The 23,195-nt window shown below is 72.2% G+C and carries 19 protein-coding genes; 9 read left to right on the top strand and 10 right to left on the bottom strand.

The features are described 5' to 3' along the window. The 4 genes from Q0963_RS08430 to pknB are packed head-to-tail and all read left to right on the top strand — an operon-like array spanning position 1 to position 6,127. Positions 1 to 1,404 (top strand): PP2C family serine/threonine-protein phosphatase, encoded by a 1,404-nt coding sequence (locus tag Q0963_RS08430; protein ID WP_299444964.1) that lies wholly within the window; start codon positions 1 to 3, stop codon positions 1,402 to 1,404. Then, positions 1,401 to 2,783 (top strand): FtsW/RodA/SpoVE family cell cycle protein, encoded by a 1,383-nt coding sequence (locus Q0963_RS08425; RefSeq protein WP_299444963.1) that lies wholly within the window; start codon positions 1,401 to 1,403, stop codon positions 2,781 to 2,783. The genes Q0963_RS08430 and Q0963_RS08425 overlap by 4 nt, the downstream gene beginning before the upstream one ends. Then, positions 2,780 to 4,234: a penicillin-binding protein 2 gene (locus tag Q0963_RS08420; RefSeq protein ID WP_299444962.1), complete on the top strand. Its 1,455-nt coding sequence runs from the start codon at positions 2,780 to 2,782 to the stop codon at positions 4,232 to 4,234. Before Q0963_RS08425 ends, Q0963_RS08420 begins: the two co-directional genes overlap by 4 nt. 12 nt (positions 4,235 to 4,246) lie before the next feature. Beyond that, entirely contained in the window at positions 4,247 to 6,127 is a 1,881-nt protein-coding gene (gene pknB / locus Q0963_RS08415) for a Stk1 family PASTA domain-containing Ser/Thr kinase (RefSeq protein WP_299444961.1), read from the top strand. A gap of 15 nt (positions 6,128 to 6,142) precedes the next feature. Here pknB and Q0963_RS08410 read toward each other — a convergent pair whose 3' ends face one another. From Q0963_RS08410 to Q0963_RS08395, 4 genes are read right to left on the bottom strand one after another with little or no spacing between them, the layout of a single operon-like run. After that, positions 6,143 to 6,799, bottom strand: coding sequence for an aminodeoxychorismate/anthranilate synthase component II (locus tag Q0963_RS08410; RefSeq protein ID WP_299444960.1), 657 nt, complete (start codon positions 6,797 to 6,799; stop codon positions 6,143 to 6,145). A 4-nt stretch (positions 6,800 to 6,803) separates the two neighbouring features. Continuing rightward, on the bottom strand, positions 6,804 to 6,968 hold the full coding sequence (locus Q0963_RS08405; protein WP_299444959.1) for a hypothetical protein: 165 nt from the start codon (positions 6,966 to 6,968) through the stop codon (positions 6,804 to 6,806). Then, entirely contained in the window at positions 6,968 to 7,645 is a 678-nt protein-coding gene (locus tag Q0963_RS08400) for a class E sortase (protein ID WP_299444958.1), read from the bottom strand. Before Q0963_RS08400 ends, Q0963_RS08405 begins: the two co-directional genes overlap by 1 nt. 4 nt (positions 7,646 to 7,649) lie before the next feature. Continuing rightward, positions 7,650 to 8,402 carry a DUF881 domain-containing protein gene (locus Q0963_RS08395; RefSeq protein ID WP_299444957.1) on the bottom strand — a complete coding sequence of 251 codons (753 nt, stop codon included), beginning with the start codon at positions 8,400 to 8,402 and terminating at the stop codon, positions 7,650 to 7,652. Positions 8,403 to 8,471: 69 nt separating this feature from the next. On the opposite strand from Q0963_RS08395, the gene Q0963_RS08390 reads away from it, so the two are divergent. After that, on the top strand, positions 8,472 to 8,726 hold the full coding sequence (locus tag Q0963_RS08390) for a cell division protein CrgA (protein WP_299444956.1): 255 nt from the start codon (positions 8,472 to 8,474) through the stop codon (positions 8,724 to 8,726). A 125-nt stretch (positions 8,727 to 8,851) separates the two neighbouring features. Here the strand turns inward: Q0963_RS08390 and Q0963_RS08385 are convergent, their stop codons facing one another. Continuing rightward, the gene (locus tag Q0963_RS08385) at positions 8,852 to 9,751 is read right to left on the bottom strand and encodes a rhomboid family intramembrane serine protease (RefSeq protein WP_299444955.1); all 900 of its coding nucleotides are present in this window, start codon (positions 9,749 to 9,751) and stop codon (positions 8,852 to 8,854) included. Positions 9,752 to 9,813: 62 nt separating this feature from the next. Beyond that, the gene (locus Q0963_RS08380; RefSeq protein ID WP_299444954.1) at positions 9,814 to 10,332 is read right to left on the bottom strand and encodes a peptidylprolyl isomerase; all 519 of its coding nucleotides are present in this window, start codon (positions 10,330 to 10,332) and stop codon (positions 9,814 to 9,816) included. 154 nt (positions 10,333 to 10,486) lie between these two features. Between Q0963_RS08380 and Q0963_RS08375 the strand changes: the two genes are divergently transcribed. Further along, complete coding sequence (locus tag Q0963_RS08375) at positions 10,487 to 11,428, top strand: hypothetical protein (RefSeq protein WP_299444953.1); 942 nt, start codon at positions 10,487 to 10,489, stop codon at positions 11,426 to 11,428. Between the two features lie 114 nt (positions 11,429 to 11,542). Here the strand turns inward: Q0963_RS08375 and Q0963_RS08370 are convergent, their stop codons facing one another. Further along, positions 11,543 to 11,851 (bottom strand): hypothetical protein, encoded by a 309-nt coding sequence (locus tag Q0963_RS08370; protein ID WP_299444952.1) that lies wholly within the window; start codon positions 11,849 to 11,851, stop codon positions 11,543 to 11,545. Between the two features lie 170 nt (positions 11,852 to 12,021). Here Q0963_RS08370 and Q0963_RS08365 point away from each other — a divergent pair, with 170 nt between their 5' ends. The 3 genes from Q0963_RS08365 to Q0963_RS08355 all read left to right on the top strand — a co-directional run bounded on the left by Q0963_RS08365 (position 12,022) and on the right by Q0963_RS08355 (position 18,408). Further along, entirely contained in the window at positions 12,022 to 12,822 is an 801-nt protein-coding gene (locus Q0963_RS08365; protein ID WP_299444951.1) for an alpha/beta fold hydrolase, read from the top strand. A 485-nt stretch (positions 12,823 to 13,307) separates the two neighbouring features. Next, positions 13,308 to 18,014 (top strand): OmpL47-type beta-barrel domain-containing protein, encoded by a 4,707-nt coding sequence (locus Q0963_RS08360; RefSeq protein ID WP_299444950.1) that lies wholly within the window; start codon positions 13,308 to 13,310, stop codon positions 18,012 to 18,014. Between the two features lie 82 nt (positions 18,015 to 18,096). Further along, positions 18,097 to 18,408, top strand: a complete 312-nt coding sequence (locus Q0963_RS08355; RefSeq protein WP_299444949.1) for a DUF6907 domain-containing protein — start codon at positions 18,097 to 18,099, stop codon at positions 18,406 to 18,408. On the opposite strand, the gene Q0963_RS08350 is transcribed toward Q0963_RS08355, so the two are convergent. The 3 genes from Q0963_RS08350 to Q0963_RS08340 form a co-directional block, all read right to left on the bottom strand. Continuing rightward, positions 18,365 to 19,000, bottom strand: a complete 636-nt coding sequence (locus Q0963_RS08350; RefSeq protein WP_299444948.1) for a response regulator transcription factor — start codon at positions 18,998 to 19,000, stop codon at positions 18,365 to 18,367. The genes Q0963_RS08355 and Q0963_RS08350 overlap by 44 nt on opposite strands. Beyond that, positions 18,997 to 20,433 carry a sensor histidine kinase gene (locus tag Q0963_RS08345; RefSeq protein ID WP_299444947.1) on the bottom strand — a complete coding sequence of 479 codons (1,437 nt, stop codon included), beginning with the start codon at positions 20,431 to 20,433 and terminating at the stop codon, positions 18,997 to 18,999. Before Q0963_RS08345 ends, Q0963_RS08350 begins: the two co-directional genes overlap by 4 nt. 106 nt (positions 20,434 to 20,539) lie before the next feature. Continuing rightward, positions 20,540 to 22,960: a DNRLRE domain-containing protein gene (locus tag Q0963_RS08340; protein WP_299444946.1), complete on the bottom strand. Its 2,421-nt coding sequence runs from the start codon at positions 22,958 to 22,960 to the stop codon at positions 20,540 to 20,542. Positions 22,961 to 23,195: the final 235 nt, after the last annotated feature.

The raw sequence follows: 23,195 nt of genomic DNA, 5'->3' as shown, positions 1-23,195 counted from the left end.
ATGCCCTTCGCCTTCCACTACGCGGCCCGCTCGGACGTCGGCATGGTCCGGTCCAACAACGAGGACTCGGGCTACGCCGGCCCCCACCTGCTCGCCATGGCCGACGGCATGGGCGGGCACGCCGGCGGTGACGTCGCCAGCTCGACGGTCGTGGCCGCGCTCGTCGACCTCGACGGCGAGTCGCTTTCGGCACGGGAGGCCAGCAGCGCCCTGCTCTCGCGCATCCACCGCGCGAACGCCGAGATCGGCGACCGGGTCCAGGACGACCCCAAGCTCGACGGGATGGGGACGACCCTCATCGCGATGCTCCGCACCGGCGAGAGCATCACCCTGGCGCACATCGGCGACTCGCGCGCCTTCCTCGTCCGGGACGGCACGGTCACCCAGGTCACCAAGGACCACTCGTTCGTCCAGAACCTCGTCGACGAGGGACGCATCACCGCCGACGAGGCCAAGACCCACCCGCAGCGCTCCCTCGTCACCCGGGTGCTCACCGGTGCCGACGACGACGAGCCCGACCTCGTCGTCCGCCAGGGCAAGGTCGGCGACCGCTACCTCATCGCCTCCGACGGCCTCACCGACTACGTCGCCCGCGACACCATCGACGAGGTGCTGACGAGCACGAAGGACCCCGGCGAGTGCGCCGACCGGCTCGTCGCGCTCGCCCTGCGCGCCGGCGCTCCCGACAACGTCACGGTCGTCGTCGGTGACCTCGTCGACGTCGCCCGCTCGCACGCCCCACCCACCCAGCCGCAGGTCGTCGGCGCCGCCGCGGCCCGCACCACCGGCACCCGCCCGATCCCCGTCACGCCCGCCGCGAAGGCCGCAGCGCTCGCCAAGTCCGCCACCGAAGGGGACGACGAGGGGCTGACCCTCGCCGAGGAGGGCCCCCGCGGCCGGGGCGGCACCGTGCTGCGCCTCGCGGCCGCGGCCGTCGTCGCCCTCGTCGTCCTGGCGGGCGGGTCGTACGCCGCCTACGCGTGGTCGCAGCAGCAGTACTACCTCGGCGCGCAGGACGGCGTCGTCACGGTGTTCCGGGGCGTCGACCAGACCCTCGGCTGGGTGTCCCTGTCGTCGCCGGAGTACTCGACGACCATCGACGTCGAGGACCTGCCCACCAGCTACCAGCAGAGCATCGAGGCGGGCATCCAGGCCTCCAGCCTCGAGGACGCCGAGGTCCGCGTCTCCGAGCTGCGCGTCCAGGCCGCCGCCTGCCGGTACGCCAAGTCGCAGGGCGACCCGTGCCGCACCGTGCCGCCGACCTGGGTCGAGCCCACCCCGACCCCCTCCCCGACGTCCACCGCCTCGCCGACCTCCACGGGGCTGCCCACGCTGCCCAGCCCGTCGGCCACCGTCACCCTGCCCGGCCCCCGGTCGAGCCCGACCATCCCGCCGCCGGTATGAGCATCGTCTCCTCCCTCGCGCCGCGCAGCGGCCGCACGACCGAGCTGATCCTCCTGCTCGGGGCGGTCGGTATCGTCGGGCTCGCCTACGTCAACCTCGGCATCGCCACCACCGGCACCGTGCCGCCGGGCCTGGCCGCCCTCGGCGTCGGCTACCTCGGAGTGGCGCTCGCCTTCCACGTCGTCCTGCGCTGGCGGGCGAAGTACGCCGACCCGCTGCTGCTGCCGATCGTCACGCTGCTCAACGGGCTCGGGCTCGTCATGATCCACCGCATCGACATCGCCCGCGGCCGCGACATCACCGAGGGCGTCGCGCTGCGCCAGCTCATGTGGAGCGCGCTGGCCGTCGGCATCGCCACCGTCGTCCTCATCGTGGTGCGCGACCACCGCCTGCTGCGCCGCTACACCTACATCGCCGGCGTCGGCGGCTTCGTGCTGCTCCTGCTGCCGCTCATGCCCGTCATCGGCAACGCCGAGTTCGGCTCGCGCATCTGGATCCGGATCGGGCCGCTGTCGTTCCAGCCCGGCGAGGTCGCCAAGCTGCTGCTCGCGGTGTTCTTCGCGGGGTACCTGGTGCAGACCCGCGACGCCCTGTCGGTGGCCGGCCGCAAGGTGCTGGGGCTGACCCTGCCCCGGGCCCGCGACCTCGGGCCCATCCTCCTCGCCTGGGTGGCGAGCCTGGCGGTGCTCGTGTTCGAGCGTGACCTCGGGTCCTCGCTGCTGTTCTTCGGCCTCTTCGTCGCGATGCTCTACATCGCCACCGAACGGGTGTCGTGGATCGCGATCGGCCTCAGCCTGTTCGTCGCCGGCGCGTACGTGGCGTTCCTCATCTTCGGCCACGTCCAGACCCGGGTCCTGCTGTGGCTCGACACGTTCAGCTCCGAGGCGCTGCAGACCTCCGACCAGCTGGCCAAGGGCCTCATGGGCATGGCCGCGGGCGGCATGGTCGGCACCGGCATCGGCCGCGGACGGCCCGACCTCACCTACCTCGCGGAGTCGGACTTCATCATCCCCAGCTTCGGCGAGGAGCTCGGGCTCATCGGGCTCTTCGCCATCCTCATGCTGTACGTGCTGCTCGTCGAGCGCGGCCTGCGCACCTCGCTCGGCACCCGGGACGGGTTCGGCAAGCTGCTGGCCGCGGGGCTGTCGTTCTCGCTCGCGCTCCAGTGCTTCGTCGTCGTCGGCGGGGTCACCCGGGTCATCCCGCTCACCGGTCTCACGGCGCCGTTCCTGTCCTCGGGCGGGTCCTCGCTGCTCGCCAACTGGACGCTGCTCGCGATCCTCCTGCGCATCTCGGACCACGCGCGGCGGCCCCTGCCCGACGAGAAGGACGCCAGCGCCGTCGGCGACGCCCAGACCCAGGTGGTGAAGCTGCGGTGAACGCCCCCATCCGCCGGCTCTCCTTCATCGTCGGCATGCTCTTCGCCTCGCTGCTCGTGTCGACGACGCTCATCCAGTACGTCTTCGCGGCCGACCTCAACGCCCGCGCCGACAACCGCCGCACCCTGCTCGCCACGTACGCCCGCGAGCGCGGCGAGATCCTCGTCGGGCAGACCCCGGTCGCCACGTCGGTGCCCACCGACGACGAGTTCAAGTTCCAGCGCGAGTACCCCGAGGACGGCCGGTACGCCCACGTCACCGGCTTCTACTCGTTCTACGGCGCCGTCGGCGGCCTCGAGCAGGCCGAGGACGCGCTGCTCTCAGGCTCCAGCGACAAGCTGTTCTACCGCCGGGTGTCCGACCTGTTCACCGGCCGGCGTGCCCAGGGAGCCACCATCGAGACGACCTTGGACCCGGCCGTGCAGAAGGCCGCGGACGCGGCGCTCGGTGACGCGCGCGGCGCGGTGGTGGCGCTCGACCCCAAGACCGGGGCCATCCTCGCCATGGTCAGCCACCCGACCTTCGACCCCAACACGGTGGCCGGGCACGACCTGGGCGAGCTCGACGCGAACTACCAGAAGCTGACCGAGGACGAGGACCGGCCGCTCGTCAACCGGGCCATCGGGGGCGACCTCTACCCGCCCGGGTCGGTCTTCAAGGTCGTCGTCGCGGCGGCGGCGCTCTCGGACGGCGAGTACACCTCCGACTCGGTGCTTCCCGGCGGGGCGGCCCTCGACCTGCCGCTCACCGACGCCACCCTGCCGAACAACGGCAACGTGCCGTGCAGCCCCACGAACGAGGTCACGCTCAAGCAGGCGATGGTCGTCTCGTGCAACCCGGCGTTCGGCGAGCTGGGCATGAAGATCGGCGCCGACAAGCTGCGTGACCAGGCCGCGAAGTTCGGGTTCGGGGACTCCCCGGCGGTGCCGATGCGGGTCACGCCCAGCTCGGTCCCCGCCGAGCTGAACGCCCCGCAGCTCGCCCAGTCCTCGGTCGGCCAGTTCGACGTGCGCACCACCCCGATGCAGATGGCGATGGTCGCTGCCGGGGTCGCCAACGACGGCGTCGTCATGCAGCCCTACCTCGTGCAGTCGGTCATCGGCTCGGACCTGTCGGTCATCGACTCGGCCGAGCCGACCGAGCTGTCGCAGGCCGTCGACTCCGAGGTCGCCGGGCAGCTCACCGACATGCTCGTCGCGACCGTCGAGGAGGGCACCGGGCGGCGCGCCCAGATCCCCGGCGTGCAGGTGGCCGGCAAGACGGGGACGGCGGAGCACGGGGAGGGCCGGCGCGCGCACGCGTGGTTCATCTCCTTCGCTCCGGCCGACGACCCGGAGATCGCGGTCGCGGTCATCGTCGAGGACGGCGGGATCGCCAACACCGAGACGAGTGGGGGCTCGGTCGCCGCGCCGATCGCGCGGCAGGTCATGGAAGCCCGGTTGACGCGATGAGGAGTGCACGACATGGCTGAGGTCCCGACGCTGCTCGGGGGCCGGTACGAGGTGGGTGAGCTCCTCGGACGCGGCGGCATGGCCGAGGTGCACAAGGGGTTCGACACCCGTCTCGGGCGTCCGATCGCCATCAAGATGCTCCGCAGCGACCTCGCGCGCGACAAGACCTTCATCCACCGCTTCCAGCGCGAGGCGCAGTCGGCGGCCAGCCTCAACCACGCCTCGATCGTCGCCGTGTACGACCACGGCGAGGACCACGCCTACACCGAGTCCGGCGGCTCGACGATCAACATCCCGTACATCGTCATGGAGTACGTCGACGGCCGGACCCTGCGCGAGGTGCTCACCGAGGAGAAGCAGCTCGACCCCACCGAGGCGATCCGGGTCACCGAGAGCGTCCTGGACGCCCTCGCCTACAGCCACCGGCAGGGCATCGTCCACCGCGACATCAAGCCGGCGAACGTCATGGTCGCCGACGACGGGTCGATCAAGGTCATGGACTTCGGCATCGCCCGGGCCATGGCCGACGCGAACGCCACCGTCACCGCCACCTCGGCGGTCATCGGGACGGCGCAGTACCTCTCGCCCGAGCAGGCCCAGGGGCAGTCGGTGGACGCCCGCTCCGACCTGTACTCGGCCGGGTGCATGCTCTTCGAGCTCGTCACCGGCCGGCCCCCGTTCCTCGGCGACAGCCCCGTCGCCATCGCCTACCAGCACGTCGGCGAGGCACCGGTGCCTCCGTCGCGGTTCGCCGAGGACGTGCCGCCCGACCTCGACGCCGTCGTCCTGCACGCCCTCGAGAAGCCGCGCGAGGCCCGGTACCAGGACGCCGCCGAGTTCCGTACCGACCTGCAGGCCGTGCGCCTCGGCCGGCCCGTGAGCGCCGCCGCCCGCGCCTCTGCCGCCGGCCTCGCGGGTGCGGCCGCCGCCGGCACGGTGCTGGGCGCCGAGGCCACCCAGGCGCTGCCCCGCAACGACCTGGCGGCCGCCGCCGCGGCGGCCGACCAGACGGCGGCCTACCAGATGCCCGAGGCGCCCGTCCCGCCTCCCCCGCCGGACACCAGCGAGCACCCGCTGTACGACGACGAGCCGCGACGGGGGCGCGGCGCGTACGTCGCCCTCGCCGTGGCCGTGCTCGCCGCGCTCGGGCTGCTGGCGTTCGGGCTGGTCAACTACTTCGGCACCGACGAGGTCCCCACCGTCGCGGTGCCCAGCGTCGTCGGTCAGCCGCGGCAGACCGCCGAGGTCAACCTCGCCCGCGCCGGGTTCACGGTGGACGCCGTCGTGGCCGCCGACGACGAGGTGCCCGAGGGCCAGGTGATCTCGCAGACCCCCGAGGGCGGGGTCCAGGCTCCGCGGAACTCGACGGTGCGCATCACCGTCTCGGGCGGGCCCGACAACGTCCAGGTCCCGGACCTGCGCGGCCGCTCGCTCGACGAGGCGACCCAGCTGCTCGACGACCTCGGGCTCGCTGTGGGGGAGGTGACCGACGTCGACGACCCCGACGCCGCCGAGGACGAGGTCATCTCCAGCGACCCCGCGAGCGGCACCGACGTCAAGCCGGGCACCCGGATCGCCCTCGAGGTGGGCACCGGCCAGGTCGAGGTGCCGAACGTCGTCGGGATGTCGCAGAACGAGGCGCAGCGCGAGCTGGCCGACGCCAACCTCACGGTAGAGACCGAGTACCAGCAGACCGGGGACGCCGACGAGGGCACCGTCATCTCGCAGGACCCGAAGGGCAAGGAGAAGGTCGACACCGGCAGCACGGTCAAGATCGTCATCGCCCAGAAGGAGGCGCCCACCGTCACCCCGACGACGGTGACGCCCTCGCCCACCGAGTCCCCCTCGCCGTCGCCGTCAGGTAGTCCGAGCCCGTCGGCCACTGGCGACTGACCCGCCGCGGCGCCGTCAGTCGGCGGCGACGGCCCGGGCCACCCCGGCCGCGTCGTGGACGAGCGGCGACAGCCCGGCCGAGCGCTCCAGAGCGTCGGGCATCCCGGCGAGCAGCAGCCAGTTGGCGAGCATCCGGTGGCCACCCTCGGTGAGCACCGACTCCGGGTGGAACTGGACGCCGTGCAGCGGCAGCGTCGCGTGCCGGACGGCCATCACGATCCCGGACTCGGTGCGCCCGTTGGGCAGCAGCGTCTCGGGCATGCTGGCCGGGTCGATCGTCAGCGAGTGGTAGCGCGTCGCCGTGAACGGGTCGGGGAGGCCGGCCAGGACGCCGGTGCCGTCGTGGTGGACCCGCGAGGTCTTGCCATGCAGCAGCTCGGGTGCCCGCCCCACGGTTCCGCCCATGACGACGCCCAGCGCCTGGTGGCCGAGGCACACCCCGAGCATCGGCTGCTCGCGCTCGGCGCAGGCCTCGATCATCGCCATCGAGACGCCGGCCTCTTCGGGCGTCCCGGGGCCGGGGGAGACGAGCACGCCGTCGAAGTCGGCTCCGTCGGCCGGGGTGACGGCGTCGTTGCGGACGACCTCGCAGTCGGCGCCGAGCTGCTCGAGGTAGCCGACGATCGTGAAGACGAAGCTGTCGTAGTTGTCGACGACGAGGACCCGGGTCATGCCCCTATGGTGCACCGCCGACCGTGTTGTCGTTGAACGGCAGGACCTCGGCCACCGCGGGGAACCCCCACTGGAACAGCACGGCGACCACGACCGCCACGAGCAGGGCGCTCTGGACGGCCTTGGCCCACCGCGGCCCCGGCAGCACCCGCCACAGCGCGGCGTACATCAGGGCCTCCCCGCGACGTCGGTCCAGTCCTCGAGCCGCCACTGCTCCCGCGGGATGGTCTCGGCGAGCCGCCCGTGCGTGATGTAGCGCTCCGTGGCGCTGTACTTGGGGTGGCAGGACGTCAGCGTGATGATGCGCTCCTCGGGCTGCTCGCCGGGCTGGTCGGGCACCGGCGCGATGACCTCGGTCTGCCACGGCCGGACGATCTCCGAGGCCGTGACCTCGTAGACGTACACCGTCGCCTGGGTCTCGACAATTACCCGGTCGCCCTCGCGCAGGGTGTCGATCTCGTGGAACGGCCGCCCGTACGTCGTGCGGTGCCCGGCGATCGCGAAGTTGCCGACCTCACCGGGCCCGGCCGTCTCGGAGTAGTGGCCGACGCCGAGGGCGAGCACGGGCAGCTCGACGCCCTCGATGACCGGGCGGGCGTAGTCGGGGCCGAACCGGGGGACCCGGATGACGGCGAACGCCTCGTCCTCGCCGAGGTCGGGGAAGGCGTCGCCGCCCACCGTCGGGTCGCCGTCGGCGAAGTCGTCCACGAGGGCCTGGACCAGCTGGTCCTGCTTGCGGTCGGCGACGACGTCGGTCCACCACAGTTGCCAGGCCACGAAGAGCAGGACGACGACGCCGGCAGTGATGAGCAGCTCGCCGGCCCAGCCGACGACTCGACGGATCACGCGGTCACGACTCCGCGACGACGGCGTGGTCGAGCGAGATGCTGCCGGAGTAGGCGGGGAAGGTCTGCTCGCCGAGGGCCTCGACGGAGTAGCCGAGCCCGACCCGGACCGACCACTGACGCAGGATGTCGACGGAGGGGTCGGTGTCGAGGGTGGTCTGCATCCGGTCGACGTCGCCGATCGCGGTGATGACGTACGGCGGGGAGTAGACCCGGCCCTGGAGGATCAGGGTGTTGCCGACGCAGCGGACCGCGCTGGTCGAGACGACGCGCTGGTCCTGGAGCATCATCGCCTCGGCGCCGCCGGCCCACATGGCGTTGACGACGGCCTGGACGTCCTGCTGGTGGATGACGTAGTCGTCGGGGTCGCCCCCGACGGGCACCTCGCCGCCGTCGAGCTTGGCGTCGCTGAGGCTCACCCGCAGCGCCGGGCCGACGACCTCGGTGCGGCCGGCGACCGGGGCGACCTCGGTGGCCTCACGCTCGATCCGCTGGGTCTGGATGTCGCCGGGCGCGAGCGCGGCGGTCGCCTTATCGACCTGGGCCTGGAGGTCGTCGATCTCGCGGGCGCGCTCGGCGTTGACCCGGGTCTGGTCGCGGATGAGGTCGGGCAGGCGGCCGTAGTCGGTGCGGAGGTTCTCGCCCCCGGACGCGCGCACGCTGGAGGCGAACAGGGCACCGGCGACGAGCGCCGCGACCGGGACGAGCCACGGCCACGGCGAGGGTCGACGGACCTGCCCAGCATGCGTACCGGCCACCGGCCAACCTCCAATCCCATGAGTGCCCTTACGCTAGGGCACGACGCTGAAAGAACCGGAGGAGTTCCCGTGCCCGAGTCCAAGGGGCGATCGAAGCCCAGCTACACCCCGCCGAACCGCACCCCTGCGGCCGCGCAGGGCCCCAACCCGCGGTGGTTCGTCCCCGTGATGCTCGGGCTCATGATCATCGGGCTGCTCTGGGTCGTGACCTTCTACGTCTCCGGGGTCAACCAGTACCCGGTGCCGCAGCTCGGCCGCTGGAACCTCGGTGTCGGCTTCGGCTTCATGCTGACCGGCTTCATGATGACGACCCGCTGGCGTTGACCCTCAGTCGCGTCAGGATCTGACACCGCCGCCGCGGAGTTATCCACAGGCGCTGTCCACACTGGGGACGAATGACAGCCGTGTAATCCACAGCTGTGGATGATCCCGGGGCGCGGGTGGAGGGCTCAGACGGTGGCGTACCGCAGCACGGTGAGGGCGACGAGCAGCACCGCGATGCCGGCCAGCCCGAGCCAGTGGACGCGACGGTCGGGCGGCTCCAGCGGCCCGCGCGACCGGCCGAGGTACGCAACGATGGCCGCCGCGCCCGCCCCGACGAGGAAGCCGCCGAGGTGCGCCTGCCACGCGATGCCGGGGTAGACGAACCCGAAGACGGCGTTGATGCCGATGACGACGTACATGCCGGCCGCGGAGCGCCCGAGCCGCCGCTGGAGCACGAGGTAGGCGCCGAACAGCCCGAACACTGCGCCGGAGGCCCCGACGGCGCCGCCCCACCAGCTGCCGCCCTGCCCGGCGAGGGCCTCGGCGTAGCTGCGCGCCGGCACGAGGAGCAGGAACGCGACGGAGCCACCGAGCGCGCTCAGCAGGTACAGCGCGATGAAGCGGGCGCGGCCGAGCATCGGCTCGAGGTACTGGCCCATGAACCACAGGGCGTACATGTTGAAGCCGATGTGCAGGAGGTTGCCGGGGCTGTGCGCGAACGCCGACGTGAGGAACCGCCACGGCTGGCTCTCACCGACGGCCGGCACGAACGCGATGCGCCCGGTCATCCCCGAGACCGTGAGCTGCAGGAGGAACACGACGGCGCAGATGCCGATGATCGTCAGCGACACCGTGGGGCGACCGTCGGTGACTGACCCGCCGAAGACGGTGCGCCCCTGGCGCACCGTCTTCGAGCCTTCGCGGACGCAGTCGACGCACTGGATGCCGACCGCCGCGGGGCGCTGGCACTCCGGGCAGGCCGGGCGGCGACAGCGCTGGCAGCGCACGTAGGACTCGCGGTCGGGGTGCCGGGGGCACACCGGGACCTGCTCGTCCGTCGGCGGGATCGGGCTCTGCTCGGCCACGTCGGGTCGTCCTCGGGGTCAGGGGCGCGGGCGGCCGGGGCCGCGCCGTGCCACGGGGAGGGTCAGTCCTCGATCTCGACGCGCTCGATGACGACGTCCTCGACCGGCTTGTCCTGGGCGCCGGTGGGGACGCCGGCGATGGTGTCGACGACCGCGCGGCTGGCGGCGTCGGCGACCTCGCCGAAGATCGTGTGCTTGCCGTTGAGCCAGGTGGTGGGCGCGACGGTGATGAAGAACTGGGAGCCGTTGGTGCCCTTGCCCATCCGGGTGCCGGCGTTGGCCATGGCGAGGATGTAGGGGCGGTCGAACTGCTTGTCCGGGTGGATCTCGTCGTCGAAGTTGTAGCCGGGCCCGCCCATGCCCTTGCCGAGCGGGCAGCCGCCCTGGATCATGAAGTTCGGGATGATCCGGTGCATGACGAGGCCGTCGTAGAACTTCGTCGGGTTGGTGCGGCCCGCGTCGTCCTTGTACTCCTTCTCGCCGGTGGCGAGGCCCGTGAAGTTGGCGACGGTCTTGGGCGCCTCGTTCGGGAAGAGCTCGACGACGATGGGGCCATGGTTCGTGTGGAGGGTTGCCTTCATGCCCCCGATCCTCTCACGGGGACCTCGACGCGCCTGTGGCGGCGGGGTTCTCGGGCGGGCGCCGGGGCGGTGACCATCCGCGGGCACCTGATGTGCCCCGATCTGGGGAAACAGGGCAGGATAGGGGCTGAAGACGTCCAGCCAAGGAGGACATGTGTTCCGTAACAAGAGCAGGACCGACCAGGCCCGGGATGCCGCCGCGGAGGCCGCGGGCCGCGTGAGCGGCAGCGCGTACGACGCCGCTGACCGGGCCGCCGACGCTGCCGACGAGCTGCGCCGCCGCGGCAAGAAGGCCCGCAAGCAGGCCGCGAAGCAGGCCGCCAAGGACTACGACCTGGCCCGTGGGCGTGCCCACGACTACGCCGGGTCGGCCCGGGACGCCGCCGGCACCGCGCGGGTCAAGGCCCACGACTACGCCGGCTCGGCTCGTGATGCCGCCGACATGGCTCGCGAGCGCGCCCAGGAGGCGGCCGAGACCCTGGCCCCCAAGGTCGAGCACGCCCGCGACACCTTCGTCGAGGAGGTCGTCCCGAAGATCGCCACGGCCGTCGCCGCGATCCTCGCCGGCGCCGCCACCGCCAAGGAGCAGGCTGCCGAGGCCGCCGACCGGGCGCCCGACGCCTACGCCGTCCTCAAGGGGGACGCGCGGGTCAAGCGGAAGAAGGGCAAGGGCGGCCTGGTGCTGCTGCTCGGCGTCGTCGCCGCGGGTGCCGCCGCGTACGCGTACAAGAAGAGCGCCGAGCGTCCCGACCCGTGGGCGAGCGCCGGCTCCTACACCCCGCCGAGCGCCGCTGCCACGAAGGTCAGCGACACCGTCGACGCCGCGAAGGCCAAGGCCACCGAGGCCAAGGTCGCCGCCACCGCGAAGGCCGGCGAGCTGAAGGAGAAGGCGTCCGAGAAGGCCGCCGAGGCCAAGGGCGCCGCCGCGACGAAGGTGCAGGAGGCCAAGGCCGCCTCGGGCGCCGAGGCCGACAAGGGCACCGCGACGTGGAACGACGCGGGCGCCGGCGACTCCGACGTGCCGTCGACCACGGGCACGTCCGAGTCCTCCGACCTGTCGACGCCGCACCTGGACGAGGGCTCCGACAAGAACTGACCGGCGCGCGGGCCCCGGCCCGCACCGCCGTCGGACGTCACGACGCCGGCCGTTCCCCACGGGGAGCGGCCGGCGTCGTGCTGCCGGCTCGCGGCCGGCCCCGGCTGGGCCGCGCTACTCGTGGAAGCCCTTCGTCGGGTTGCACGCGTCACCGGGCGACGGGAGGATCCCGTTCTTCACGACCTGCGGGCTGACGCCCATGGACTTCTTGATGAGGACGAGGAAGGTCCCGTACGACTGGGTGCGGGTCGGCTCCTCCTCGTTGATCTCGTCGTTGAGCCCGGAGTACTTGCAGATCGAGTTCCCCTTGAGGGGGAGTTCCTTGCCGTTGCCGTTGACCTCACCCGCGAAGGCGGGGCCGGCGGCGGTGACCGCGAGTGCTGCGGTGGCGAACGTCGCGATGGCGACGCGTCGTGCTGACATGTCCACTCCTTTCAACGCCCCTGCTCGGAGTGGGGGACGCGGTGCGAATCTAGGGGTGGGACAACAGGGCTGGCCATAGCCCAAGGGGGCTATTCACAATGCCGGAATTGCCGTGCTGGCCGGACCGTCGAGGGGTGGGCCAGGGCAGCGCACCGGCCTACCCTCGAGGTATGCCGACCGCCCTGGTCAACGGTGCCGGGCTGCACTACGAGTCGCGCGGCGAAGGCCCCGCGATCCTCGGGATCCATGGGACACCCAGCTCTTCCGCGCTGTGGCTGGACGCCGCCGCCCGGCTGGCCGAGCACGGACGGTGCATCGTCTACGACCGTCGTGGCTTCCCGGGCAGCGACCCGCCGGCGCCGGGGGCACGCCTCGACCTCGACGACCACGTGGCCGACGCCGCAGCGCTGCTGCACGCCCTCACGGCGACCCCCGCCCTGGTCGTGGGGCGGAGCACCGGCGGGCTGGTGGCCCTCCGCCTCGCGCAGCAGCACCCGGGCCTTGTGCGCGGCCTGGTGCTCCTGGAGCCGGCGGTGTTTCCCGTGCACCCGGCCGCCCGGCATTGGGGGGCTGAGCTCCGTGAGCGGGTCGTCGCCGCCGTCGCAGCGGACGCGTCCCGCGCCGGGGAGGCGGTCTTCGTCGAGGCGCTGGGGCAGGCGGGGTGGGACTCCCTCCCGGGGGAGGTCCGGGCCGTGATGGTCGCAGCGGGTCCTGCGGTTCTCGCCGAGCTCCGCGGGCAGGGGCTGGATCTCAGCGCAGACCCCTGGGCACCGGACGACGCGACCCTCGGCGCCATCAAGGTCCCCACGCTGCTCGTCGCCGCGCAGGACTCCCCGGAGCCGTTGCGCGCGGTCGTCGATCGCCTCGCCGCGGCTCTTCCGCGGGCCGAACACGGGGCCGCCGCCGGGGGCCACCTCATCGACCCGGCACACCCGCTGGTGCTCGACTTCATCGACCGCCACACGCGCTAGGCGCTGGTCGTTGCGCGAGCTCCGTGAGCTGGGGCGGGACGCACCGACGCCGGCCGCCCCCCGTAAGGACCCAGCCGGCGTCGGCGTCTGCCCGGAGCTGGACCTCCGGTACCCCTGCTGGACCGGACGCCCACGCCCCGGCGTGCGCCCGAGGGCGGCACGCCGGTTCCGGTCGTCGACAGGACCGCTGAACCGTGGCTCGCGCCAACAGTTCGCGACAGCCCAGGCATCGACCGGGAACACATTCCGACGGGACAGCGACGGAACGATGGCGATGAGGCTAGCGGGGGTCAGCGACCGGCGAAATGGCTCGACCGGACTAGTCGGTGGCGGCGTTCAGGATGTTGAACGCCGTTGTGAGCAGGGGCCGCCCGGGCGTTCAGGTGGTTGAACGCGCAAGGGGCTGGCGCAGGTGGAATGGGTCTCCCTACGGTCGGGGGCGTGCCGCGCAGGGCGTGCACCAGGACTTACGCGCAGGGGACCCCATGTTGTTTCGTCAGAACACCGCGCCGTCGGCGCGCCACGCCCGGCCCGTCGAGCGGGGCACGATGACCCGCGGGCGCCGGCTGCTCGCCGTCACCGCCGCCGCCGCGACCGCCCTTCTCGGCGGTGTCGGCCTCACCCCGGCGCACGCCGTGTCGGTCACGAGCGCGAGCTTCAGCGGGGGTGCGGGGACGGTGAACGTCGGGGGCACGCTCTACGCGAAGCAGGGTGCGGTGCTGACCCTCACCGTCGGCACGAGCAACGACACCCAGTGCGTCGAGGTCACGGGCGCCGCGAACCTGCCAACGCAAAGCTCTCCGACCGCGAAGACGACCTGGACGTTCACGCTCACGGCCCCGGCCGGCGACGGAACCCGGGCGTTCACGGTCACAGCGTCGAGAGACGTCAACAATCAGGGCAAGTGCACCGGCCCCTCGAGCACAGGCCAGGCGTCGTACGTACTCGACAACACCGGGCCGGTCGTGTCGTCCACACTCACACCCGCCCCCAACGGCGCCGGGTGGAACAACACCGACGTCACCGTCCGGTGGACCGCGACCGACACGGGGTCCGGCGTCGCTGCGGCACAACCGTTCAAGACCGACACCGTCAACGCCAACGGCATCGCGAACCTGACCGCCCCGGCTCAGGCCGACCGCCTCGGCAACACCGGCGCAGCAGGCGCGGTGACGGTCCGCGTCGACAAGACGAAACCGACCATCACGGCAGCCCAGACGAAGAACGCCGACGGATCGACCACGGTTGCGTTCACCTGCAACGACACCCACTCCGGCATCGCCTCGTGCCTCGCCGACGGCTCGACCACGAACTCCAGGACCGTGCAGCCCGGTGTCACCGTGACCGGCACGGCCACCGACCGCGCAGGCAACACGAACACCGCGACGTCGACGGCCCCCGCCGGCGACACCACCGCCCCCCTTCTCTCGGGAGCGCCCACGACCCAGCCGAACGGCGACGGCTGGTACCGCGGCGACGTCACCATCCGGTGGACGGCCTCCGACCCCGAGTCGGGCATCCCGACGCCCCCCGCCAACACGACGATCGCGGGCGAGGGCACCGGCCTCACGAGCACCACGGCGGTGACCAACGGCGCCGGCCTGTCGACGACGGCGACGAGCTCGCCGGCCGTCAAGATCGACCGCACCGCCCCCACGACCGGGATCACCGGCACGTCCAACCAGTGGTCGAACGGGAACGTCACCCTGACCCTGCTGCCCACCGACAACCTCTCCGGCGTGGCCTCGACCACCTACACCGTCGACGGCGGCACCCCGCGGACCGGGACGAGCGTCCTCCTCGAGACCGAGGGCGTCCACACCGTCACGTACTCCAGCACCGACAAGGCGGGCAACGCCGAGGCGCCGCAGACGGCCACCGTCCGCATCGACAAGACGGCCCCGACCATCGGCCACGCGTTCGACCCCGCGTCCTACACCGACGGCACCTGGACCAACGGCGACGTCACGGTGACGTTCACCTGCGCCGACCAGGGCGGCTCGGGGGTCGCGAGCTGCACCGACCCGGTCACCAAGACCGCCGAGGGCGCGCACACCGTGCAGGGCACGGCCACCGACGGCGCGGGCAACACCGCGACGGACACCGCGTCCGTCCGGATCGACAAGACCGCGCCCACGATCAGTGCCACCGCCGTCGGTGCGAAGAACGCGGCCGACTGGTACAAGGACGACGTCCGGGTCGAGTACACCGCCTCGGACGCCCTGTCCGGCATCGCCGGCAGCCCCAAGGCCGCCGCCGTCCTCGGTGAGGGCCGGAACCAGGAGGCAAGCTCCAGCGTGACGGACGCCGCCGGCAACACCGCCTCGGCAGGCGTCTCGGGCATCAACGTCGACAAGACCGCACCGTCGCTCACCGGGTCTTTCGCCTCGGGGTGGCACACCGGCGACGTGACCGTCACGTGGGAGTGCACCGACGCCCTGTCCGGCCCCGCCGGCCAGCCCGCCGCGAGCGTCGTCGAGGGCGAGGGGAAGAACCTCTCCGCCACCGCGAGCTGCAGCGACGTCGCCGGCAACACGACGACCACGACCGTCGCCGGCATCACGATCGACCGCACCGCTCCGACGACCCTGTCGGACGTCACCGGCGCCCAGAGCAACGGCTGGTACCGCGGCAGCGCCACGGTCACCCTCACCCCGACCGACGGCCTGTCCGGCGTCGACCGCACCTGGTACACCGTCAACGGCGGCGACGCCAAGACCTACAGCGGCCCGGTCGAGCTGACCGCGGACGGCGAGTACACCGTGGCGTTCTGGAGCCGGGACCGCGCGGGCAACCTCGAGGTCGCGGGCGCGCCGGTCGTCCTCAAGGTCGACGGCAGCGCGCCGGTGACCACCCGCGTCAACCCCATCTCGCCGGCCAGCGGCTGGTTCGTGACGAGCGGCATCCCGTTCGCCTTCGACGCGTATGACGCCCGCTCCGGGGTCGCGGCCACCTACTACGTCATCGACGACGGCGAGCGGCAGACGTACGGCCAGCCGTTCACCAGGGACCTCTCCGACGGCCCGCACCAGGTGACGTACTGGAGCACCGACCTCGCCGGCAACGTCGAGGCGAAGGAGACCTTCGGCATCAACATCGACACGGTCCCGCCGACCATCACCGGCGCCACGGTGAACGCCGACGGCACGCCTCGTTCGGCCAACGAGCACGGCTGGTTCAACACCCCGGTCGATGTGAAGTTCACCTGCACCGACACGGGCTCCGGCCCGTCCGACAGCCTCGCCGGCTGCGCCGGGGACACCACCCTGTCCAACGACGGCGCGGGCCAGTACGTCACCGGCGACGCCATGGACATCGCCGGCAACCGGAACAGCACCCGGTTCGGCCCGGTCAACCTCGACCAGACCAGGCCCACCCTCACCGGCGTCCGGGATGCGGCCAACGGTGCCGGCTGGTACAACGGCGACGTCACCGTCACCTGGAGGGGCGACGACGGGCTGTCGGGCATCGACCCGGCCACCCAGCCGGCGAAGACCACCGTCACCGGAGAGGGCGACGACCTCACCGCCGGCCCGGTCACCATCAGGGACAAGGCCGGCAACACCAGCCTCCCCGCGACGGTGACCGGCCTCAAGATCGACCGCACCGCGCCCGTCGTCACGGGAGCCCCGACCACGGAGCCGAACGCGGCGAACTGGTACTCCGGCAAGGTCATCGTGGACTTCCGGTGCGCCGACGCCCTCAGCGGCGTGGCCAGCTGCCCCACGAGCAAGATGCTCGAGGATGACGGCGCCGGCCAGTCGGTGACCAGCGATCGAGCCACCGACCGCGCTGGTAACCTCAGCGCGCCGGCGACCGTCGGCGGCATCAACATCGACGGCACCGCGCCGCAGACCACCGCCAACAACACATGCACCGCCGTCAACGAGTGGTGCACAGGCGACACCGCCGACGTGGTGCTCACCGCGACGGACCAGGCCGGCCTGTCGGGGGTCAAAGAGATCCAGTACCGCGTCGACAACGGCACCACGCAGGTCGTCGCCGGCTCCACCGCAACCGTCAGCGTTCCGCTCAACGGCAGCGGCGCGGGGACGGTCGAGTACTGGGCCGTCGACCGGGCAGGCAATACCGAGCAGGTCAACAAGGTGACCCTGAAGTGGGACAACATCGCCCCCGCGGTGAGCCACACCCTCTCGCCGGCGCCCAACGCCGACAAGTGGAACAACAGCGACGTCACGGTCACCTTCTCGGCCAAGGACGACGACAAGGGCTCGGGTGTCGCTCCCGGCTCGGTTACCGCCCCGGTCACCGTCTCCACCGAGACGCCGGGCAAGGTCGTCACCGGCACCGCAAAGGACACCGCCGGCAACACGGGCACCGACAGCGTCACGGTCAAGCTCGACAAGACCCGTCCCACGATCAGTGGGAAGGTCACGGCCGGCACGCTGACCGCCAGCGGCTGGTACAGCGGCCCCGTCACCGTGACCTTCACCTGCACCGACGCCCTCTCCGGGGTCGCCACGTGCCCGGACCCGGTGGTGCTCACCGCCAACGGTACGAACACGGCGTCCGGCACCGCGACGGACAAGGCCGGCAACACGGCGACGGCGGAAGTCGCCGACATCCGCATCGACCAGGAGAAGCCGACCCTCACGACGGCCGACGTCAACGTCAACGGTGCGACCTACACGCTGGGGTCCGTCCCGGCCGCCACCTGCACGGCCACGGACGCCTTCTCCGGGCTGGCCTCGTGCACCGTCATGACCACCGGCGGCAAGGCCAACGGGGTCGGCACCTTCACCTACACGGCGACGGCGACCGACAAGGCCGGCAACTCCAGGGAGCTGACGGGGACCTACCGGGTCATCTACCGGTTCGACGGGTTCCTCCAGCCGATCAACGACACCGCCCACCAGGTCGCCGCGTCGACGAGCATCTTCAAGGCCGGCAGCACGGTCCCCGCCAAGCTGCAGCTGAAGAGGGCCGACGGCACCGTCGTCCAGGCGACCACCGCCCCCGTCTGGCTGACGCCCGTCAAGGGCAGCTCGATGAGTGCGCCGGTGATTGAGTCGGTGTACACCGAGAGCGCCGACAGCGGCAGCACCTACCGCTACGACAGCGGCCAGTACATCTACAACTGGAAGACGGGCAACGCCGGCGGCAACTACTGGCGGGTGGGTGTGACCCTCGACGACGGTCAGACCTACTACGTCAACATCGGCACCCGCTGATCGTCGGCGGGTGACGGAGGGGCGGTCCCACGTGCAGGGCGTGGGACCGCCTCTCCACCTTCGAGGCCGAGAGAAGCAGCAGATGATGGAACGGCCGGCTGCCGCCGGGGACCCGTGCCCGGCCTGGTGCCGGATCACCCACGGGACGCTGCAGGGCGAGGAGGACCGGCTCCACCTCGGCGTCACCGTCTACGTGCGGGAGACACCGGTCCGCCTGTGCATGACGGCGGCCCACGGGTCGACCCCGAGCGACGGGCCGTACGTCATCGTCGGCGAGCGAGAGTTCACGCTCGACGAAGCGGACGCGCTGAGCGCGGTGGTCGCGCGCCTCGTCGAGGCGGGGAGCGCCGTCAGTCCCCGCGCAGGAGCCGCAGCGCACTCTCGCGGTCGGTGACCCGCAGCTTCTTGAGCACTGTCGAGATGTGCACCCGGATCGTCGTCGGTGAGAGGAAGAGCCGCGAGGCGACGTCCTCGGTGGTCAGGCCCTGCCCGAGCAGCTGCATGACCTCCCATTCGCGGGCGCTGAGCCGCCCGGCCGCCGGAGACTTCCGCCCGAGGCGGCGCTTGCTCGGTGCCCGGAACTCGTCGAGGACCCGGGCGACGAGGCGGGGCGAGAGCGCGCCGTCGCCGGCAAGCACCGAGCGCAGCGAGTCGCACAGGGTGGCCGGGTCGGCGTCCTTGAGCAGGTACCCCGAGGCACCGGCCCGCAGCGCGTCGAAGAGGTCGTCCTCGTCGACGGACTGGGTGAGCATGACGACGGCCACCTCCGGCAGGGCGCGGTAGATCTCCGCTGCCGCACGGATGCCCCCGCCGGGCATGTGGATGTCGAGCAGGGCCACATCCGGCTCGTGCTCGATGGACAGGGCGACCGCCTCGGCGGCGGTGGCGCCCTCGGCGACCACCTCGCAACCGCCGTCCTCGAGCGCCTGCCTGACCGTCGCCCGCATCCGCGCGTGGTCGTCGGCCATGACGACGCGGGTCGTCACCACGTCACCTCCACGGTCGTCCCCTGGCCCGGTTGCGACCGGATGTCCACGGTGCCCTGGAGACCGGCCGCGCGGTCGGACATGCTCGTCAGCCCGAACCCGGTCGACGTGCCGGGGGCGGCGGCCGGGTCGAAGCCCTGCCCGGCGTCGGCGACGCGCAGGCGGCACCGGCCGTCACTGTCCCTGGCCAGGTGCAGCCGGACGCAGGTGACCCGCCCGTGCCGGATGGCGTTGGACACCGCCTCGCGGGTGATCCGCACGAGTGCGTGCCGGTGGGCGGCCCCGACGGTGATCGTGGGGTCGAGGTCGACCTCGAGGGTGGCGTCGTACCGTTCGGCCACCTGCCTGGCGGCGCGGTGCAGCACCAGCCCGAGGGGCTCGTCCGGGCTCCGGCCGAGGGCGTCGACGGCGGCGCGCGCCTCGTCCAGGGCCCGGTCGCACGACTCCAGCAGGCCCTGCCGGGTCGCATCGGGGATGGTGCGCAGCCCGTCGGTGACGATGCGGATGTAGCCGAGCTCCTGCACAACACCGTCGTGCAGCTCGCGGGCGAGGCGGCGGCGGTCCTCGAGGACGGCAATGTCGGCCTGTGCGGTCCAGTACTGGCGGATCTCGCGCGTGGCCCCGATGAGGAGGATGACGTACGAGGCCGTGCGCAGCAGGTCGCCGGTGTGCACCCACTCGCTGTAGAGGGACGGGAAGAGCGTGTAGCTGATCCGGGCGAAGCCCGCGAGCGCGAAAGCGGGCCCGGCCCACATGAGGAGCTGGTCGCTCTCGTCGAGGCGGTCGCGGACGACCTGCTGGGTGAAGATGACCGAGGCCATGAGGAAGCAGGCGGCCGCCACGGACCAGGCGGTGAAGACCAGGGGCTGCTCGGTGAGCAGCGGACGCTGCCCCTCGGTCGTCTGCTCGACGACGGCGACGGGCAGCTGGCCGCGAGCTCCCCACAGCATCGCGAGCGCCGCCCCGGCGACGGCCCAGGGAACCAGGAAGGAGCGCTGGGTCCAGCCCTCGACGACCCGGTCGCGAGCCAGGGCGGCCAGCAGCACGAGCACGCCGGCCACGCTGCGCAGCCCGACCGAGAACCAGACGTCGACGGTGCCCGGGGTGTAGCCGGAGACGAACTCCAGGAGGGCGATCCCCAGCCCGGACAGGGCGAGAAGCAGGAGCGCCTCGGCGAGGAGCAGGTCCTGGAGGCGCCGGCTGCGGCCGAACCGGCCGAGGAGCAGGTAGGCGACGAGGAGTGCTACACAGGTGTCCGCAGTGTCGAGGACGATGTGCAGCGCCGCGTTCCGGTACGTCGGCACCAGCGGGGTGGCGCCCAGGACCAGCACGGTGGTCGTCAGGCCGACCGCCCAGCCCGCCAGGGTCATCGCCGGGGCCGGGTGCCGGGCAGCCGGGCGCCCCGTCACCCCGCGTACCGCTTGCCCCTGCACCCTCGTGAGTGTAGGGAGCAGGGCGTCGTTCCGAGGCCGGAGTGGCCGAATTCAGTCCCGGTGGACACCCCGCTGACCAGCAGCGATGGCGGACGAACCCGCGGGCCTAGCGGCAGGTGGCCGACCCGGAGTCGGTGAAGGTCTTGCCGGCCTCGGGCACGAACTCCCACGAGTAGGTCCCGTCCCCGAGGGTGAGGAACAGGACGCCGAAGGTGTCACCGTTGCGCACCGTCTCGCCGGTGAGCATCGGGGCGGTGAAGTCGTAGTGGGTCTTCCCGCCCGTGCCGACGACGAACTGGCGCATGCCGTTAGGGTCCGGGGTCGGCTGCTGGACGCTCGAGGAGGTGTCCTTGGGTGCGGTCCCGAGCGGCTCGAAGCGCTCGTAGCTGTGGTTGTGCCCGGCCAGCGCCAGCTCGGCGCCACTGGTCACGAGCAGGTTCCAGATGTCGCTCATCGACTGGGCGTTCCCGTGCTTGCCCGACGACCAGCGCGGCTCGTGCCAGTAGGCGATGGTGCACCGGTTCGGATGCGCCGCCAGGTCCTGCTGGAGCCAGGCGTACTGCGCGCTCGAGGTGGAGCAGCCGCCCACCAGCACGCCGGTGGTCCCGTAGTGGCACTGGCTGTTGAGGGCGATGAGGTGCCAGTCCCCGATGTCGTAGGAGTACCACCCCTTGCCCGCCGGGCCGGCGCGGTCGCCGAAGTAGGTGAAGTACCCCGAGGCCTCGTTGCGACCGCAGGACGTGCCGTACTCGTGGTTGCCCACGACCGGGCGGGTGATGTCCATGTACCGGCCCCACGCGAGGTCGTAGCTCGCCCGGAACTCGGCGAGGTCGCCGCACTCGTACTGGATGTCGCCGAGCGGCAGGAAGGCCGAGACGTCGCGGCCGGCGAGGAGGTCGGCCACCGCCTGCTGGCGGCACGAGGTGGACGTGCCCAGGCCGCCCTTGAAGCTCGACGAGGTCGAGCTGCACGCGATGTCGCCGACCGCGGCCACGAGCGCACCGCCGGTGGGTGTGGTCGACGGGGTGGGGGTCGGCGTCGGGGTGGCCGAGGCGGTCGGGGTCGCTGAGGTCGTTGGGGTCGGGGTGGGGGTCGGCGTGCTGCCAGTGCCCACGAGCGCCCGGTGCAGGATGTCGGCGTAGGTCCCATGGCCCGACGAGGTGGCCCACTGCGTCGCGGACTCCACGGAGGTGCCCTCGCCCCACTCGTTCCACGTCGTGACCAGCTGCCAGCGCTTGCCCGAGGCGACCATCGCCGCGACGTTGCTTGCGAAGCGGGCGGGGTCACGCACGAGGCGCGCGCTCTCGTCGGGTCGCCAGAAGCCGGGCGAGACCGAGTAGGAGGTCGTCGAGACCTGCGTCGCGTTGGCCGGGGCGTACTGGTGCCAGTCGCCCGGCTGGGAGGCGCACGTCGCGTAGCCCGAGAAGTTCTTGAGCACGACATGGAAGCCGGCCGAGGCGTTGCCCGCGGCCCAGCGGTCGGCCATGCCGCAGCCGTCACCGGGGTCGGCGTACACGAAGATGACCGGCTTGCCGCCGACCTTCAGGTACGCCGGGTTGGTCGCGTAGTTGGCCTTCACGTACGCCAGGTCGGCGGCGATGGTGCTGGCCGAGGGGTCGCTGGAGCCTTCCCGCTCGTAGTAGAGCGCCCACGTGAACGGCTTGCCCGCCGCTCGTGACAGGAGCGCGCCGATCCGGGTGTCGGTCCGCGACCCCTGACCCCACCAGGAGGCGATCCCGGCGTCCATCCCGGCGTAGACCATGCTGTCGATGTGCTGGTCGATGAGCGCCGGCGCCGATGAGTCGTACCAGCCGGCGCTGGGGACGTACCGGGTGAACGGGTCGAAGCCCTGCTGCTTCCACGCCTCGGGGAACCACGGGTAGTAGAAGGTGGCGCGGATGGGGCCCTGGCCAGTCGGGGTCGGGGTCGGGGTGGCCGAGCCGGTGGGGGTGGGCGATGCCATGGCGCTCGTCGTCGCGGTCGGGGTCGGGGTCGAGGTCGGCGCCTGCTTCACGGTGAGCCGCAGCTGGGCCGGGGCCGCGGCCGACGACTCCCTGCTGTGCATGGCGACGTTGGTCGAGGAGGGGGTCGTCAGGACGAACCCCACCGTTCCGGGTTGCTGGACCGCGGACGTCACGTCGGCCGTCAGAGTGCCGCCGGCCTTCACCGGTGCTGCCGTCGCGAACGACGCCCCCGGCTGCGGGGCGTTCTGGTACGTCAGGGTGCGCTCGGCCCAGGCCGCCGACGACAGCGCCACCGAGGTGGAGCTGGTGGTGGCGGACTTGGTCGAGACGAGGAGCTCGGCCTTGACGACCTCGCCGCTCAGCGCTCCGACCGAGAAGCGCAGGTAGGTGCGCACGACGGGCGAGCCGTCAATGCGAAGGAGCCTGGACGCGCCGTAGTTCTTCGTGGGGCGCGCCGAGTCGACGACGGCGTCGGCGTCGGTGGCGATGACCGTGGTGAGCTCCGCCCCGGCGGCCTGGGAGCTCGCGGTCACGATGACCGGGGCGAGCAGGGCGAGGACCACGGCGCCGAGGCCGACGACGTAGGACGGCCGCTTCGACGGCGGCCGCGAGGAGCCGCGGTGCCCGCCGTGGTGGTGCTGGCCGCGGTGCGCCCACGGTTGGGCGACTCCCGCCCCGTGTCTGTTCCTCGCCTGCGCGCGGGCGTGGCGACCCGGGTGTCTGCGGGCCCTTAGGGCCTCGGACGCGGCGAGTACAGAACGGGGGTGGGGGATGCGCATGGGGGCCTCGATGCGGTCG

The organism is uncultured Phycicoccus sp. (assembly GCF_947495705.1).
Classification (GTDB): domain Bacteria; phylum Actinomycetota; class Actinomycetes; order Actinomycetales; family Dermatophilaceae; genus Phycicoccus.
The sequence above is the reverse complement of the archived record's forward strand: the minus strand, read 5'-3'. Positions and strand labels throughout refer to the sequence as shown.